The 17,231-nt window shown below is 47.0% G+C and carries 9 protein-coding genes; 7 read left to right on the top strand and 2 right to left on the bottom strand.

What is annotated here, in order from left to right; translation table 11 throughout:
* The 6 genes from GX089_09525 to GX089_09500 form a co-directional block, all read left to right on the top strand.
* Positions 1 to 665: TetR/AcrR family transcriptional regulator (locus GX089_09525; protein NLP02721.1), on the top strand; the 665-nt coding region annotated here is incomplete at its 5' end.
* A 1-nt stretch (position 666) separates the two neighbouring features.
* Positions 667 to 1,971 (top strand): TolC family protein, encoded by a 1,305-nt coding sequence (locus tag GX089_09520; GenBank protein NLP02720.1) that lies wholly within the window; start codon positions 667 to 669, stop codon positions 1,969 to 1,971.
* Positions 1,972 to 1,995: 24 nt separating this feature from the next.
* Positions 1,996 to 3,093, top strand: a complete 1,098-nt coding sequence (locus tag GX089_09515; GenBank protein NLP02719.1) for an efflux RND transporter periplasmic adaptor subunit — start codon at positions 1,996 to 1,998, stop codon at positions 3,091 to 3,093.
* A gap of 2 nt (positions 3,094 to 3,095) precedes the next feature.
* Complete coding sequence (locus GX089_09510) at positions 3,096 to 6,197, top strand: efflux RND transporter permease subunit (GenBank protein NLP02718.1); 3,102 nt, start codon at positions 3,096 to 3,098, stop codon at positions 6,195 to 6,197.
* A gap of 287 nt (positions 6,198 to 6,484) precedes the next feature.
* Positions 6,485 to 8,002 carry a hypothetical protein gene (locus GX089_09505; GenBank protein NLP02717.1) on the top strand — a complete coding sequence of 506 codons (1,518 nt, stop codon included), beginning with the start codon at positions 6,485 to 6,487 and terminating at the stop codon, positions 8,000 to 8,002.
* 171 nt (positions 8,003 to 8,173) lie between these two features.
* A complete protein-coding gene (locus GX089_09500) occupies positions 8,174 to 9,208 on the top strand; it encodes a glycoside hydrolase family 5 protein (protein ID NLP02716.1) in 1,035 nt (344 codons plus the stop codon).
* Between the two features lie 142 nt (positions 9,209 to 9,350).
* Here the strand turns inward: GX089_09500 and GX089_09495 are convergent, their stop codons facing one another.
* Both GX089_09495 and GX089_09490 read right to left on the bottom strand, forming a co-directional pair.
* Positions 9,351 to 12,110 carry a BamA/TamA family outer membrane protein gene (locus GX089_09495; GenBank protein ID NLP02715.1) on the bottom strand — a complete coding sequence of 920 codons (2,760 nt, stop codon included), beginning with the start codon at positions 12,108 to 12,110 and terminating at the stop codon, positions 9,351 to 9,353.
* On the bottom strand, positions 12,110 to 16,033 hold the full coding sequence (locus tag GX089_09490; GenBank protein NLP02714.1) for an AsmA family protein: 3,924 nt from the start codon (positions 16,031 to 16,033) through the stop codon (positions 12,110 to 12,112). The genes GX089_09495 and GX089_09490 overlap by 1 nt, the downstream gene beginning before the upstream one ends.
* 239 nt (positions 16,034 to 16,272) lie before the next feature.
* Here GX089_09490 and GX089_09485 point away from each other — a divergent pair, with 239 nt between their 5' ends.
* On the top strand, positions 16,273 to 17,175 hold the full coding sequence (locus GX089_09485; protein ID NLP02713.1) for a hypothetical protein: 903 nt from the start codon (positions 16,273 to 16,275) through the stop codon (positions 17,173 to 17,175).
* Positions 17,176 to 17,231 lie beyond the last annotated feature (56 nt).

Here is a 17,231-nt window from a genome sequence, read left to right as displayed (position 1 = left end):
TGAATCCAAAGGAAGAAAGAGAGAACGCGGTTCGAAAAACAAAGATGAACCTGATCCTGGATGCCTCTATAGAGGTGTTTGCGAGACTGGGTTATCATGCTGCAAGGCTTGAGGATATTGCCGATGCAGCAGGTTTTTCAAAGACAGCCCTCTATTACTACTTCAAGGACAAGGAGGAGATTTTTCTCAACCTTTGTCTCAGAGAGCATGAGAAACTCCTGGAGGAAGTACGGAAAAATACCGCGGATTGCAGCAGTTTTCTTTCTTTCCTGAAAATGATGATCAGGACAATTTTGTCTGTTTTCGGTGAGCATTTTCCGCTTCTTCTTAACATGTCAAATTCCCGAACCATCAAGACATTTGTCGAGACAGACTTTCTGAAGTACAGAGAGGAGATCGATAAATTCAGGGAATTCAGGAATGAGATGGAAAATTACATAATAGAGCGGATAGATAATGGGAAAGCCAATGGAGAGATTTCAAGCGTTCTGGAAAGCGGGGAGATTGCAGATCATCTTGAAGCCCTTGTAAAGGGTGTTTTCCAGCGCTGGTATTTAAAAGGCAGTATGGGTGATATTGAAAAGGAAATCGGCAGCATAACCTCTTTTATCTGTTCCGGGCTGGGCATAAAAGAGAATGAATTATCGGAAAAATGTGGAGGGTAAATTGAGGAGATTAATTATAGCTGGAATTCTGGCTGTGGCGGCTGTTCCATCCCTTGTGGCAGGAGAGCCGGTGATGACACTTGATCAGTGCATCGAAAGTGCATTGAATGCAAACGCAAAGATTATTGTCGCAAATGAAAAGCAGAACGAAAGCGAGGCGGCGATAAAGGAGGCTGCAGCCGGGTTTCTTCCCAAACTGAGTGGTTCAGGAAGTGTTTCGTTGCTTCACGATGCTCCGTATATGCTCTTCGAAATGCCCCCGGGAGCGGTACAGAAGATTGAGACATCGGCCAGGGATCTTTACAATGTGTCAGCATCTTTTACACAGCCTCTTTTTACAGGCGGGAAGGTTGTCAATGGCTACCGTTTAGCCGAGCAGGGCAAATGTATTTCGGAGTGGCAGTTGAAAGCAGCACGCAGGGATGTTATCAGGGATGTGACACAGGCCTATTATACTGTAACCGCTGCCAGGAGAAGCCTTGTAGCGCTCGACACATCGATTGCTCTCCTTGAGCAGATAGTAAAGGATCTGAAGAATGCGGTGGAAGTTGGGATAAGGGGCGAGCATGAGCTGCTTCAGGCCGAAGTGCAGCTTCAGAACCAGAAGATGGTTCGTCAGCAGGCCGCAAACGGAGTGACAGCAGCTCAAGGAAAACTTGCGGTTCTCATAGGCAGGAGTATCGATGAGTCTGTAAATGTTTCAGACTCCATAGTTGAACCGGTCTCATTTGATATTCCTGAGCTTGAGAGTCTTTTAAAGAAACTCAAGACAGAGATGCCGGAACTCAGGCAGATGGATCATCAGCTTCGTATTCTTGAGTTATCTGCAAAGATTGCCGGTTCTGCATACTTTCCCATGCTTGTTACATCGGCCGGTTTTTCAGGCCAGGTTATTGGTGTTGACGACAGGGAGTTTCAGGATTCCTGGACACTTTCACTGGCATTGAAGTGGGATATTTTTGACTGGGGGGCAGCGCTTCAGAAGAAAAAACAGATGCTCTCGCAGGTTCGCCAGTTGAATACAACAAAGGAAGAGCTTACAAAAAACATGGAACTTGCCGTGAGAACCGGTTATCTGGCTGTAAAGGATGCATTTGACAATATAGCCATTACAAGAAAGAGCATCGAGCAGTCAAAAAGGGCTTACGATATAACATACGACAAGTTTGGACAGGGACTTGTGCCCAACAGTGAGCTTTTAACTGCGCAAAGTACAAAGCTTCAGTCTGAGATTTCCTATTACAGGTCTCTCAGTGATTACTATTCCAAACGTGCTGACATTGAATATCTCTTCTCCTCGAAATAAAGATACCGAAAGGATGGTAAAAAAATGAATCGCTGGCTGGCATCATCGAGTTTTCTGAAAACCTGTATAGCGGTTTCGTTACTGGCGGCTTTTTTACCGGGATGCAACCGGAAAAAAGAAGTAGAATCAGATGTCAAATACGAAAAAATTGTGCTTCCGGTGAAAGCCGCGGTAGCAAAGAGGGGTAATATTTCCCAGACACTGAATTTCTCTGGAAATATCGATGCTGTAAAACGGGCATCCATTGCACCTCTGTCCCCCGGAAGGATAAAGAAGATCTTTGTCAAAGAGGGTGACTATGTCAAAGAGGGGCAGCTTCTCGCAAAAATGGACGATTACGGTCTTCAGCAGGCTCTCGCCAATCTCCAGCAGCTCCAGGAGGATTATCAGAGGTTAAAAACTCTCTATGAACGTGGAAGCGCAACTGCACAGCAGTATGGACAGATAAAGGCGGCTTACGATGCTGCAAAGGCCGGATATGAAAACCTGAAAAATTCAGTTGAACTCCGTGCTCCCTATGCCGGAACAATTATTGGCAGGCATTTTAACGAGGGAGAGATTTACAACGGGACACCCGGAATGGATGGTGTTACTGCTATTGTTGCTCTGGCACAGCTTGGGATGATGAAGATAGAAGTGATGGTGCCTGAGCAGGAGTTTGTGCTCTTAAGAACCGGGCTCTCTGTTGAAATAAGGACAGATGCGATCCCGGACACGGTATTTGAGGGCAAGTTGACTACTGTAAACCCTGCATTGAACCGTATGAGCCGTTCTGCACGTGTCACGATTGAAATCAGAAACCCCGGATACCGTCTCAAACCGGGCATGTTTGCGCGTGTAAAAGTTGCAACAAGTTCAAAAAAGGACGTTGTTGTGATACCGGCTCCTGCAGTTGTAAGCCGTGACGGGGAACAGATTGTTTTCACTGTTGAAAACAAGGCTGTTCCATTCACTACAAAGCCTCAGATTGTCAAGGTTCAGACAGGAATAGTAAATGATGAGATGGCCGAGATTGTTTCCGGTCTTCAGGAGGGTACAGTGGTTCTGAAAGATAATAATGTCAGCCTTCTTGAGAACACTGATATCCAGGTTACCTCAATAGAGAATTCTGGCAAGGAGTAAACATGACGCTTTCACAATTCTCGGTAACCAGGCGTGTCACGATAAGCATGCTTGTGCTTATCATAATACTGTTTGGGATTATTTCGTTTACAAAACTGGGATTGGATCTTTTTCCGGAGCTTGAGTTCCCGATCCTTACGGTTACAATCTCCTATCCCGGCGCTGCTGCCGAGGATGTGGAGGAGCTTATTACCCGCCCGGTTGAGCAGGTGATATCAACCATCAAGGGTCTTGACAAGCTCAATTCTACCTCATCCGAAGGAATGTCGATAATAACTGCTACATTTGACTGGGGAACAAACCTTGATTTTGCGGGTCAGGACATCCGGGAAAATATCAGCCGTATACGCAAGTATATGCCTGAAGGGATTGAAGATCCGATGGTTTTCAAGTTTGATGTCTCCCAGATGCCGGTGATCTTCTACGGGGTATCCGGGATGAGCAGCACATCTGAGCTGAAAACCTACCTTGAGCAGACTCTGGCCCCCAGGATTGAGAGACTTGACGGGGTTGCAGGAGTAGTTGTAGGCGGAGGTAAGGAGAGAGAGATAAATGTATACCTGGACAAGACCCGTCTTGACATTTACAAGATAAGCCCCGAAATGGTAATGGCGGCAATCGGGTCTGCAAACTCCAATGTTTCCAGCGGTCATGTCAAAGCGGGCCATCAGGAATACACAATCCGGACCATGGGTGAATACCCTGATGTCAAGTCTGTTGCAGGTACCATCATTACTGTGATAAACGGCTCTCCAGTAAGAGTGGGAGATATAGCGAGGGTGGAAGACACTTTCAAGGAAGAGCGTCACATAATGAGGCTCAACGGCAAGGATGGAGTTGTGCTGTTTGTTACTAAGCAGAGTGGATCAAATACTCTTGCTGTGGCGAACAATATCAAAAATCTCCTGAAGGAACTTCGCCCATCAATGCCTCAGGATCTCACTTTCATGACAATCTTTGATCAGGGTGAAATGGTTGAAAAGGCAACCGGAAACGCAAGCAGTTCTGCTGCCCTGGGAGCTTTACTGGCAGTACTTATCCTGTGGCTTTTTCTTCGCAACTGGCGTCCCACACTCGTTATCACTCTTGCCATACCGATATCGATTATCACAACTTTCATAGGGTTGTATGCCCTGGGTTATACATTTAATATCATCACCATAGGAGGTTTCGCCCTCGCGGTGGGTATGCTGGTTGACAATGCGGTTGTGGTGATTGAAAATATTTACCGTCATCTCGAACTTGGCGAGCATCGCAACACTGCAGCTATCAAGGGCACAAATCAGGTATTTCTGGCTATTACGGCATCAACTCTGACTACTGTGGCTGTTTTTGTGCCACTTTCTCTTGCCGGTGGATATGCCGGTAAATTGGCCAGACCTTTGTCACTGACAATCTGCGCAGGACTTGCCGCATCACTTTTTGTCGCAGTTACGATTATACCGATGATGGCATCGGTGATATTCAAAAAGCGTACATTCCACAAGGGTGAAGAGTCTGTCGAGGCACATGGCGGAAGAATATTTCAAATGGTTACAAAGATGTACGAGGGCGGATTGCGCTGGTGTCTTAACCATTGGTTCCTTGTGCTTGGTACCACTTTTATTCTCTTTATCTTAAGCCTTGCCGGAATAAAAGTGATCGGTGGAGAATTTATCCCTGAGGGTGATGACGGCATGGGGCAGATCATGATAAGGATGCCTGTAGGGACAAATCTTGACGAAACCAACAGGCTGGTTACCGCGATAGAGAAGAAGATCATTTCCATCCCGGAGATGGAAGGTGTTGCGGTGATGATTGGAAGGATCGATGACCGCGGCGGAGAGGGAGCCAGTGATGTCAATGAGGCACAGATCTTTTTCCGTCTGGTACCTTTTGAGGAGAGGGTGCGTTCCACTAAACAGGTGATAAATGAGATCAGGCAGTCTGTACCTGAACTGCATGATGTCATCATCGAGTTTCCATCAATGGGTGGAATGGGATCCGCAACCAGTCCCGTAGAGTTGAAGTTTTACGGCAAGGAACTTGACCAGCTTAAAGCATTTGCCGATTCAGCAAAAGTGAAGCTCTCAAAGATGAGCGGATTATACGATGTAAATACATCCATGCGTGAAGGTAAACCTGAGCTTAGAATATTTCCGGACCGTGACAAGGCTGCTTTAATGGGACTCTCGATGCTTGATATCGGTAACGGGATAAAATACGCCAATTTAGGGCAGGTTATAACCCGGTACAGAGAAGCAGGTGACGAGTACGATGTCAGAATCAGGCTTGATGAGGCTGACCGCTCAACAAGAAGCAGCATCACATCTCTGCCCCTTATCTCCCGTTCAGGTGTTGTAAGTCAGGTAGGTAATGTCGGTGATATAGTCAAAACCACAGGGCCTATCACCATCGAGAGGGAAAACAGGGTAAGGAAGATTTCTGTGACCGCCAATACAAAAGAGAGGAATATCCAGGCATACATTGAGCAAGTCAAGGCGGAACTGAAACCTCTTGAGGCGAGCATGCCAAACGGGTATTTCGTGGAATACGGCGGGTCTTACAAAGACATGCAGGAAACATTCGGTGATCTCCTCTTCGCCTTTGCAATAGCAGTAGTTCTTATTTACATGGTTATGGCTGCACAGTTTGAGAGTTTTTCTCAGCCCTTTGTGGTTATGTTTACAGTGCCGCTTGCCTTTATAGGAATCGTTGGGGGACTTATGATCATGGGTCATCCTTTGTCTGTGCCCGCGCTTATGGGAGTGATTATCCTTGCCGGTATAGTGGTTAACAACGGTATAGTGATGATCTCCTTTATAAATGATCTGCGTAAAGAGGGTGTTCCGAAGAGAGAGGCAATCGTCCGTGGTTCAGTTCTCCGTCTGCGCCCGATTCTCATTACCTCTTTGACAACCATTATTGGTGTGCTGCCGATGGCACTCAGTACAAAGCAGGGTTCAGAAATGCAGAGTCCGATGGGTACAGTGGTAGCATTCGGGCTTCTGACATCAACACTGCTTACACTGTTTGTAGTTCCTATACTCTACAGTGCGGTAGACAGGATCAGCCACTTTACAAGAAGCCGTGTAAAGAAAAAAGTTCTGGGGCATACAGACTGATTCCCTCTGCCATCAGATCCGGCACTCAGTTTTTTCAGCCGGTGGCGTCAAGCCACCGGCATTTTTTTTCTGCCAGGATTACAAGGTCTGTACCCTGGGGTCTATCCCAGACCACTGAATTTTCCGGAAGTGTCCAACCGGATGTCGACGAATCACTCCACCGAAGTGCTACGCCGAGGTGCTATGCGGAGGCGAGCCTCACCACCACTCAGAGTTGCTTTTCAAACATTAAAAATTGTATTTACTCTCACAAATCGTATCACCCGAAACACTTCAGGAGTTGTACTATGTCGCATATCTTGCAAAAAGTCTTCCTGTCATTTTTCCTTCTGGCCATTGCAAATAACGCAGAACAGAGAAAAACAAAAATCGCTGTTTTACCGTTCTCGGTCTCCACTGATATCATAGGCTCATCCCAGGATCGCAGCAATCTGGGAAAAATCCTGACCGATAGAACAGGTTCAACTGTTGCCTCACAGGGCAGATTTGAGATTGTGGACAGGATGCAGCTTGAAACACTGCTTAAGGAAAAGTCTCCTGAATCAAGTGGAACCATCAATGATTCTACTGCGGTTGAAGTCGGGAAAGCCTCCGGAGCAGACCTGGTTGTTCTGGGAACAGTTGACTACTACCGCGCAGAGTATTCCGGGGAGGGTATAACAGCGCAGATCTCCTTAAACGTGCAGTTCATAGATCCGTCAAGCGGAACAGTAAAGAATGCGATTCAGATAGATCAGAGCGGGTCCGGCAGTTCTACAAGCGAAGCACGGCTCAGCGCAGCAGGTAATTCAGTAAATTCCATCGTTGCCAGTATCAAAGAGATGTATCCGCTGGATGCACGTATAGCCAGAGTGGATCCCGGGGAAGTGACTATAAACATGGGGTCAGAAATGGGTATTCGCAAAGGTCAATACTATAAAGTCCTGAGAGAGGGATCGAGAATCATCGATGAATCTACCGGGGAGGAAATTGGAACCGAGAGTATAGAGACAGCGCTGATAAAGGTCACTTCTGTTGAAAAGGATTATTCCAGAGCGAAGGTTGTTAAAAAGAGTGAAAATATCGGTGCAGGCGATATGATCCGGGAGACAAGACCCGGGACAAACCTCGGAATTTCCGGCGGATATGCCTTTAGCGGCGCAGCATCATCCATCGGCTCCGCTCCCACTATCACCTATACCACTTATATAAGATATGGGGATATCGATACCATGACACCTGACTTTTCCGATTTCAAAGCTCTGGAAAAGCTCATGGGCTTTTTCTTATCCATCGATTTTTACCAGATACGAAACACAAATGTCATGACCGGATTCAATTTTGCTTTTATCAACCAATCGGATAAGTTTTCATCTTTCGATTTTGACTTCCGCATCGGATATGAGTTTGCGGTTATCGCGGAACGCCTTTTTATACCGATTGGTGCCGGTTTAGGCTTTGGATCATATACATACAAAATTCCCTACATATATCAACTTCAGAGCCACTTAACCAACTACCGTACCACAGTAATGGAATCGACTGCAATAGAGGAGATCAGTGCCTTTACTTTCGGTGCCGCAGTTTTTTCAGGATTGAGGTTAAAGATTATGAGACATCTGGGTATTTTTGCCCATGCCGGGTATCGCTACCACCCCGCTGTTTCAAAATGGAGTGCAAAGTATATAACATGGGAATGGGACGATGTGATCTGGGATGTCAGGGAAGTCGAGAGAGAGTTCAAGATCGATCAGAAAATGCTCCCCCATAGAGATGTTCAGTTCAAAGGCCTGGACATGCGCATAGGTGTGACATATCTCTTCTAATACTGCATCGGCATCGGTATCGATAACCGGTGCCGCCCCCCAGAAACAGAGCCGGCAAATATTACTTTCATTCTCAAGGCAAAAAATGTTACAATACCTGTTTGATTCAAACAGGATGATTAAACAGGCATATCACAGATTTACTTTGTTAATATCAACCGGGATTTCAGGATGCGTATCATACCATTTATTACAGTCCTTCTTATTTACATTGCGGCAGTTTCCGCCGGCGAGCCCACACCTGTGGAAAAACACGGAAAGCTGAGCGTGAAAGGAAACAAAATAGTCGATCAGCATGGTAATCCGGTTCAACTCAGGGGGATGAGCCTTTTCTGGAGCCAGTGGATGGGAGACTTTTACAATGAGAGTGCTGTCAAATGGCTTGTTGATGACTGGAAAGTCACAATTATTCGCGCAGCGCTGGGAGTAAAGCACGAGGAAACAAAGAGCGGATATTTATACGATGGATCGGAAAAGGAAAAGATAATTACCGTAGTTAATGCTGCAATCAAAAAGGGAATATACGTCATAATTGACTGGCATGATCATTACGCACATAAGAACCAGAAGGAATCTGTGAGATTTTTCAAGGAGATGGCCACCCGTTATGGAGAATATCCAAATGTGATATATGAAATTTTCAATGAGCCTATGAAAGTATCCTGGAGTGATTCAGTCAAGCCCTATTCAGAAGCGGTTGTATCCGCCATCAGATCGGTCGATCCCGACAATTTGATTATCCTGGGCACTCCATCCTGGTGCCAGAATGTTGACGATGCCGCAAATGATCCGCTTGAAGGGGAGAACCTTGCCTATTCGCTTCATTTCTACGCCGCCTCACACAAAGGTGAACTCAGGGATAAAGCCGAAGCAGCCCTTGACAAAGGTGTAGCACTGTTTGTGACTGAATTCGGCACCTGTGTTGCAACCGGCAACGGTTTTCTTGACACTGCTGAGACAGAAGAGTGGTTCGAATTCATGGACAAGCATCATTTGAGCTGGTGCAACTGGTCGATAGCGAACAAGGACGAGACATCCGCAGCCCTCCTGCCCGGCACCCGTCCAATCGGGTACTGGCAGGCGTCAAATTTTACCGCATCAGGAAAGATTATCAGGCGCAAACTCCGTCAGTATGCCGGGATAATCGATGTGGAGGAAGTAAAAGAGAAGAGAAAAAGCTGGTTGCGGGTAAAACCGATAAATTGAGGCAGGAGTATCCGGTTCTGTTTGTCTTCAGGATCGGGGTCAGTATCGGTATCGAAAATACCGATTTTCCATAAATAATAAGATGCCCTTGACATCCAATTCTTCGATACCGATTCCGATACCGATTTCGAAGAGAAGTGTATCAGAACGTATACCCCAGTGAGAAATGCAGTTTTCCGGGACTTTCTCCCTCTCTCCGTCCTATTTTCCACCCGTAAAGAAAACCTATCGGCCCTATCGGGGTAACGTATCTTATTCCCACACCTGCCGAGTAACGGAACTGTTCCGGTGTAATCGTAACAAGCTGATCCTCCAGCCGCCCGACATCGGCAAATGCTGCCAGTTCCAGATTAAAGCCGATATCCAGCCTCGCCTCTATACTTGCAGAAAGGGAGGAATAACCACCGGTGGTGTCATCAGGGTTCAGCAGATTCTCATCAAACCCGCGCACATCTCCGGTTCCGCCTAAATAGAACCTCCTGTCCGCCGGAGTCTCTTTCGCTCCGCCCCAGGGTTTGAGATAACCACCACGTACCACACCTGCAAATGTCAGGAAAGAAAACGGAGACAGATATCCCCTGCCCTCGACCTGTGCTTTCAGGAAATTGTCAACAGTACTACCGATACTTTTGGAAAGTTCAGCAACAGAGGAGATGAACATTCCTTTACGAGGGCGGGTAAATGAATCCCTGCGGTCCCAGGCAAAAGAGGGTTTGAGACTTACGGTGTTACGTGGCCGCAATTCCTCGGGAATCCCGGCTGTATCCACCTGAACACCTCCGATATCCTGAAAAAGCTTACGACGTTCATAGCCCGCTCCAAGGCCAAGCATTACGTCTTTACTCGGAATAAAGGTGAGTCCCCCTGACACTCCGCCCGCGACAGATTTCCAGCTCTGATTCAATTGCGACTCTCTTTCTCCGTAAAACTGGACCGTTGCGCGGATTTTGGTGCCAAAAAGCCTGGGATCAGATATACCCATTTCACCCCTGCAGTCGATCTCATCCACACTGCCTCCACGCACCAGGCTGTCAAGCTGGCTGACTTCTCCTCTAACCCATGCCTCTCTGTTAAACCCGAAGAGATTGCGGTCACCCACCTTTGCATTTAAAAAAGTTCTCTTATCCGACTGATAGCCCCCATCGAGAGCCCCGTAGATGGAGCGTTTCTCAGCTACTTCCACAAACATATGAACCGTATCTCTTTTCTCACGTAAACCGATGGTCCTGAACCGGATAGAGCTGAACAGTCCCAGATCCCTCACTCTCTTCTGGGTATCGACTATATCCTTCAAAGACAACGGCTCACCAGACCTGACCATCGACTCTCTTTCAAGCACTCTTCTGCGGGTACGGAACGCACCGATATACCGGATATCTCCCATGGTCACAAGCGGCCCCTCCTCGATGCTGAACTCCACATCTGCCCGGCTGCTGTCTTCACTCAATGACACAACCGGAGTTACAACTGCATGGGGATATCCCTTTTCAGCGATTATTGTCTGCAAAGAATGAGCACCCCGTTTCAGCAGATCACTTCGGAATGGATCACCCTTTCTGACTGTAATCGCCTTGCCTGTATCCAGGCAGGGGAACCTGGAGAAATCGACAGATACATCGCCTATAAAGGTCCGCTTTCCCTCATCGATGGAAATGACTATCGATACCATATTTTCTGACTGCTCGACCTTATGGTTTACACTAGCGCTGAGAAATCCCCTGGAACGGTAAAGTGTCTGGATAGCGAAAATATCCTCCTGAAGTCTTTCCGGGTTGTAGGCCCTTTTGCTGTCCCTGCCTTTGTCAACATGCAGCATCTGCCCGCGGATAGTCTTCTCATCCAGCCTGCGTGCACCCTTTATGATAATAGATGATACAGTTGTCCTTTTCCCCGCCTTCACAGAGAAATACACTTCTTTTCTTTTATGCTTACGCTTCTGAATAACAGTGTCTGCGATCTCCACCCCGGCACCAAGGAAACCGGCGTTGGCCAGGCGTTTTTCCATTGCCTTGACAGACTTTCTCACACCCGCATTGTTCCTGTTTCCTGTCTTGTGAATCGTAACATCTTTACGCAGAGTACGCTTTCTGAAAGCACGATTTCCTTCGCTGGATATTTTTACCCTGTACCTGTAGCCCTCATCTATATCGAGAATAACCTGTACCAATTTTGTCAGAGAATCGGTAATAACCGTATCGCGTATCTGTACATCGGCGAATCCTTTTGACTTGTAAAGTTCAAGAAGCCCTTTTATGTCATCCTGAAGCACCGTTTCCACAAATCTACCCGCAATTCCCGGCAGCAGCGATGTCCTCCACAATCTCATGCTGCGCTTTATTCGGAAATCTGAAACAGAGTTGTTTCCCCTGATATCAAGTGAGTTAAGCCTGTAAAACGGTCCTGCCTTTATTTTTACTGTAAGGACCTTGTCAGTGCCTGACCGGTGCTGGTACGATGATACCTCAACATACGGGCTGATGAATCCCTCACGCTGATAAAGTGCGGTAATCAGGGAATCCTGAACTTTCATCATCTCTTCAGTGTAAATGTCTCCCGGATAAGTGCTCATCGCCCTCTCTACATCATCCTCAAACAGAGGTATCTCCCTTTTTATACGGATATCACGCACATAAACTGCAGGTGTAAGGAGGAATTTTACTTCTCCGGATGATCTTTCATAGTCTACCTGCTCAAAGAGACGGCACACTTTCAGAGCTTCCAGTGACTGATTCAGCAGCACTGTATCCAGAGGCTCATTGACTTTCAGGGAAATAAGCTTCATCGCTGTTTCGCGAAGATAATCACAATCCCCGGATACTTCACAGGTAACACTGGTGATAATTTCCCGGGAGAAAACGGAAAAAACACATGCAAGGAGTATTATAGCAGATCTGAAAGCCATCAGCGTCTCTCCCATGAGAACCGGATCTGGCCGCCGTAGGCGCCCTTGTCATCGGTTTTGGTGAGATAATACTCCTGGAATCCCTCGATAAGCAGATTCTGCAGAATACGGAATTCTGCTGAGGCACGCTGAAGTGTTTCTGAGTCTTTGGATTCAATTGTGTACTTTGTCCCGAGGCGTTTTGTAAACTGCTTTCCAACTGTAACAGCGATCCTGTCCGACTCTTCCCCATTTTCCTCGCCGGTTTCCACTTTCAGCATATCGAGTCCTGCAGCCTTTTTAATACCACCGCCGAATGTAGAAGCTACAAGTGAGGCAAGCATCTGCTCATTGGACTGTCCCCCGGCTACAGCTCCGATACCTCCCTGAAGTTCGGCGGTTGTCTTACCGAGGATAAGCAGCGAAAGGAGATCCTGGTCATCAAATGCCTGATCTTCACAGGAGAGCTTCAGCACAAGATCATCCGGAGTCCCGGATATCAGGATCTGGATTTTCCAGTCCCTTACTGGAACTGTACCCACAATGTCAATTTCCGGCTCGATCGCGTAGGGATTGACAAAATCGATTATTCCCCTGTCTACGGTAAACTCTTTCTTGAGGTAAGTGATAATACCCTGCTCAACTACTGCTCTTCCGCTTACTGATGGTGACTGTAACGTGCCCATTACCTGGATATCCGGAGCGACAGTCAACCGGGCCATGTTATTATCAACCCGGAAAGCAGACCTGGTCTGCACACCTATATCAAAGCGCATATTTCTGATATATGGAGCGGAATATTCCGCAGGAGGCGGTTTCACCTTGCGTTTACGCTCTCCTCCCACGATACCCAGAGGATTTATGCTTATATCCTTGTAATACAAACCATCAAGAAGAACGATATCTCCGGTGATCTGGGAGGTGTCCGGTGTACCTGACACATGCAATCTACCGCCGATGGCTATATCGAGCATATCCGGTACCCCGGCCGGAACTGCATCCAGTGCAATATCCACGGACAGATTTGACGGAGCGAGATTATCGAGTTCAAGCTCTCCCTTTACACCCAGTCCTCCGTCATCGATCTTTCCTTTTATTTCCACAATTCTCACACGTTTTGGATCCGCTATTATGTCTCCGTTAAGTGAATGTAAACGCTGGGTGAGTCCGGGGACAGTCATTGCGATATCTCTGAGCTTCACAATTGCCTTCAGGTCCGGATTTTCCGGTGTGCCTTTCAGTGATGCATCGATAAAGAGGCGTCCCTCGATATCCGGAATATCCGGAGAGAAGTACTTTGCAACTGTCAAAGGCACCATCCCGTTCAGCGCAATATCATGCGGGCCTTTTGCATGTCCCTCTGCATGTCCCTTGATAGATCCTTCACCGGCCAGAGTTATGATAAAATCCGGAATTGAATACCGGTATTCCTCAAAAGCCGCCCTCAAACCCTGGATCTCAATCACCGGAATTGACTTGTAGCTCATTTTCAGGTCTGCTATATTGAGAGATCCGGTGATCCTGTCCAGTGAATCGCTGTTGCCGGCGACCTTGACTGCGGCAGTCAATGAACCATCGAGACTCTGTCCTGTGATTGCAAGATATGGCGTCAGAAGCAGATTATTTATTTCGAGACTGGCAGAAAATTCTCTGGTTCCGAGATTATATCCGGCTGAAACATCCCCCAGGACTCTCCCGTTCACATCGATCTGCTGATCACTCAAAGCAAGTCGCAGCAATATATCCTCAAGACGTAACTTTCCCCGCTTTATCCCCTTTACACCGACACTGCCTCCTGCCTGAGGATTCTTATAGGTCCCGCCTGCCTGCAGATCCATAAAGATGGTTCCGTCCAGAGAATCCTGCGATGATAAGGCGGAAATAGTTTTAAGGTTAATTCCAGGGGCAGACAGAGCCACACTGAAGGAATCTTTCAGTGATGCCCATCCTTTAATTGTAAGATCCTGACCGGAACTGATCGTTACATTCAAAGGCTGAATATTAAGTCGCTGCTGATCTAGAATTGCATCCAGAGTTACACCTGCTATACTCTGGCCCGCTGCAGAAAGCCGGGATGCGGAAAGCTTCACATGTCCGGCGGGATCATTTACAGTACCCTCTATTTGCGCATTGAGTTTTACACTTCCCCCGATCGAATCCAGAAAATCGCCAGGTTCAAGGTTCTCAGAAGACAATGAGAGGCCAAAAGTCATCTGATCAGACGGCAGAACCTTGCCTTTATCAAGCACTTTCGCCGTACCGGAAACCATCAGATGAGAATTTCTGTTTACAAGCTCCATTTTTTTTACTTCTGCGACTCCGTTTCTCCCGAGTCCAGCATTAAGTGCAAGATTTCCGACGCGGATATTCTCATACGATACTGCTTCAGCAATTACCACCATGTCTACCACAGGATTTCTCAGATCACCTCCTGCATGCACAGAAACATCCGCCTTTCCCCTGACACTGTCTGTCCCGGCGAATTTCATCAGTTCTCCCAGTGATGTAAGGGAAAGTTTAAGATCAGCATCCGTTTTCCCTGAACCGATCTCGTGTCTTCCTGTCAGTGTTAACCCTGTACCGCCGAGATTTCCCTTCAGCTTGTGTACCAAAGCGGTATTCTCAGTCACAGACACAGAGCAGGAGACTGCGGCATCAAGAGGCAGGTTTTTCCCGTCTGTTTTATCTCCGGAAAGTTTCAGTGATGCCACCCGGGCAGATAACCCAAGCTTTGCAGAAAGAGAATCAGGAATAAATCCCTGTCCATCGATATCAACCGATGCCGCGGCAGTGCCCGATATTCCGGGTGAGAGTTCTTTCAGGGAAACGCCTCTTGCTGATACGGAAAGATTGTATGCCGGTTCATTCAGAGAACCCGGTGAAGAAAGTAATCCATCCGGAAACATTCTCCTCAGATCAACTCTTCCCTTTATGTCCACACCTCCAACCGGCGCATCGACATGCAGGGAAACAAGGTCGAAAATCCGATCTTTCATCTCTCCCCTGAGAAAAACCGACTGCAGGGGGTAACCCCACACTTTTCCGCCTGCATACTTTACATCAAGATAAAGGTCGGGATTGGAAATTTTACCACCTGCTTTTAAAGAGATACTGGAGTTACCGCTGAGTTTCTCCTCAAGACCCAGTATCGGAAGAAACTCCTTCAGAAGGAGATCGATATCCACGGACAGGCCGATTTCCGGATCTTTGTCAAGCGAAAGAGCCCTGCCCTTGACTGCCACTACAGAACTGTCGGTTGATAATCTCATCTCAAACGTATCGAGATTCATCTCTTTCATGCGGGCATTTACGGACATGCCGCTCACATCGAGCCTTCCACCGTTTCGCAGTACTGAAATGGAATCGATTGTAACCGATGCCCTGCCGGAAAGAGTTCCTGTTTCCCCGTCAGCTTTAAGGGAAAGGCCGCTCACCCTGGCTGAAAGGCTGTCATTATCCGCCTTGAAAAGGATGTCTCCACCGGAGATATCCAGGCTTTTCAGTTCTACAACCGGGGGTTTGCCACCTGTTTTCTCATCTTCCTTTTCCTTTGGCGGTGTATCACCGGCCGAAAAAGCGCCAAGGAGGGATAATTTTCCGGTTGAATCCAGTTCCAGAGAGGCCCCAGGCTTTTCCACTAGAATTTTTTCAACCACCAATTTTCTGTGAAGCAGACTTAGTGTGGAAACATCCACTTCAATTTTCTTTATTCCTGCAAGAGGTCTCCCTGTGGAATCTGCAACCTGGAGATCCTTGATCACTGCTCTAAGGTCGAGGAGGTAGAGTTTGAGGCTGCCCAGAGAGATTTTTCCGGGGATTGCTTTATTGACCTGGGAGATAGCAAACTGGTGAACGGTATCGAGTTTCAAAGACATTGTCAGGGCAGAGACTATGATTATCAGAGTAGCCGGTATGATGGCGCAGATCAGGCAGATTCGTTTCATTTTATCCTGCGGTTATTTTGATACCAGGAAGAAATCTTTCAGAATTCAGAATCCAGAATGAGGATACCTGAGAGTAAATTTAGTCTCCTGGTACAAAAATACATTACTATTCTGTTATCATCCCATAGTTCTTTCAGGATCTGCATTGGAACTCCCACTCCTGAAGTGAATCAGTGACTTAAGTCATATAATCACGGAGTTATCTTCATCTCTCCCGCCCCCTTTAGTAGTTTTGTATTATGATCAGCCCAGGAAATATTCACAAATTTATCCTCTTCTTCCTGCTTTTATCTCTCATATCCACAACGGCCTTTTCCAATGATGGCCTGAGTGCAAACCCGGATCATTTCCGAAGCTCTCTTGCTGTGACATCGGATGGTGTTCCGGTGGCCAGTATTGCCGAGAGAATATCCCTGAAATGGTTCTCTCTAGGTGGACTCATCGAGGTACGCAATGAGAAACGGTTCAATCAGGAGATATTGCCAAATCATAACTGGAGAGGTGTTGTCCGCGCGGAGTTTTTACTTAAGGACATAAAATGGAATACACTTGAAACAGGTTTTATCACCGGACTTTACCATGAAAGCGCGCATCCTACGATGGGAATAGTTGTGGAAACGGACAATGCATACGAAAAGATCTATGATAAAACTTACCGATGGATGGTTCTGAATGCAGCAAATTTTGGAAACAGAGTCTCCCGATCGTTTATGCCTGGAAATCTGACAGCAGAGCTGTTCTATCACTTTTATTTCATGTCAAAAAACACTCCCGAACTGAGCGGAGGTGTGCTGACACAGGGACATGGTTTATCGGGTGGGATGCAGTTTGATTGTGATGTGGGGAAAGCAGGTGCGGCTTATCTCTCTCTTTACGGACGTTTCATCTTTGACAGCCGCATGAAAGCGACAGGAGAGGTCTACTCTGAAGATCACTCTGTTCTCACATTGAAGGAAACCACATATCCTGTAATTCACAGATCAGGCACTTTTTCTCTGAAAGCAGGATTAAACCGGAAAATAACCCCGGGGCTTAGAATCGGGCTCTTTACCGGCTTCCTTTACGGACACCCGTTCGGTTTTATCGACAGCCGAGACATTCGCCGCAACTTCTCCCTGGGATTTGAGATATTCAGAGTATAGGGAATTTTTTTAACACTTATTAAAAAATTCTTTTAAACACGCTACTTCCGGGTTGC

The organism is Fibrobacter sp., assembly GCA_012523595.1.
GTDB lineage: Bacteria > Fibrobacterota > Chitinivibrionia > Chitinivibrionales > Chitinispirillaceae > JAAYIG01.
Note: the sequence above shows the minus strand (reverse complement) of the source record. Positions and strands in the feature narration are given on the sequence as shown.

Bases quoted from the DNA above. Each gene is read 5' to 3' on its own strand.
- GX089_09515 (NLP02719.1), top strand. From the start codon at position 1,996: ATGAATCGCTGGCTGGCATCATCGAGTTTTCTGAAAACCTGTATAGCG.
- GX089_09510 (NLP02718.1), top strand. From the start codon at position 3,096: ATGACGCTTTCACAATTCTCGGTAACCAGGCGTGTCACGATAAGCATG.
- GX089_09505 (NLP02717.1), top strand. From the start codon at position 6,485: ATGTCGCATATCTTGCAAAAAGTCTTCCTGTCATTTTTCCTTCTGGCC.
- GX089_09500 (NLP02716.1), top strand. From the start codon at position 8,174: ATGCGTATCATACCATTTATTACAGTCCTTCTTATTTACATTGCGGCA.
- GX089_09495 (NLP02715.1), bottom strand. From the start codon at position 12,110: ATGGCTTTCAGATCTGCTATAATACTCCTTGCATGTGTTTTTTCCGTT.
- GX089_09490 (NLP02714.1), bottom strand. From the start codon at position 16,033: ATGAAACGAATCTGCCTGATCTGCGCCATCATACCGGCTACTCTGATA.
- GX089_09485 (NLP02713.1), top strand. From the start codon at position 16,273: ATGATCAGCCCAGGAAATATTCACAAATTTATCCTCTTCTTCCTGCTT.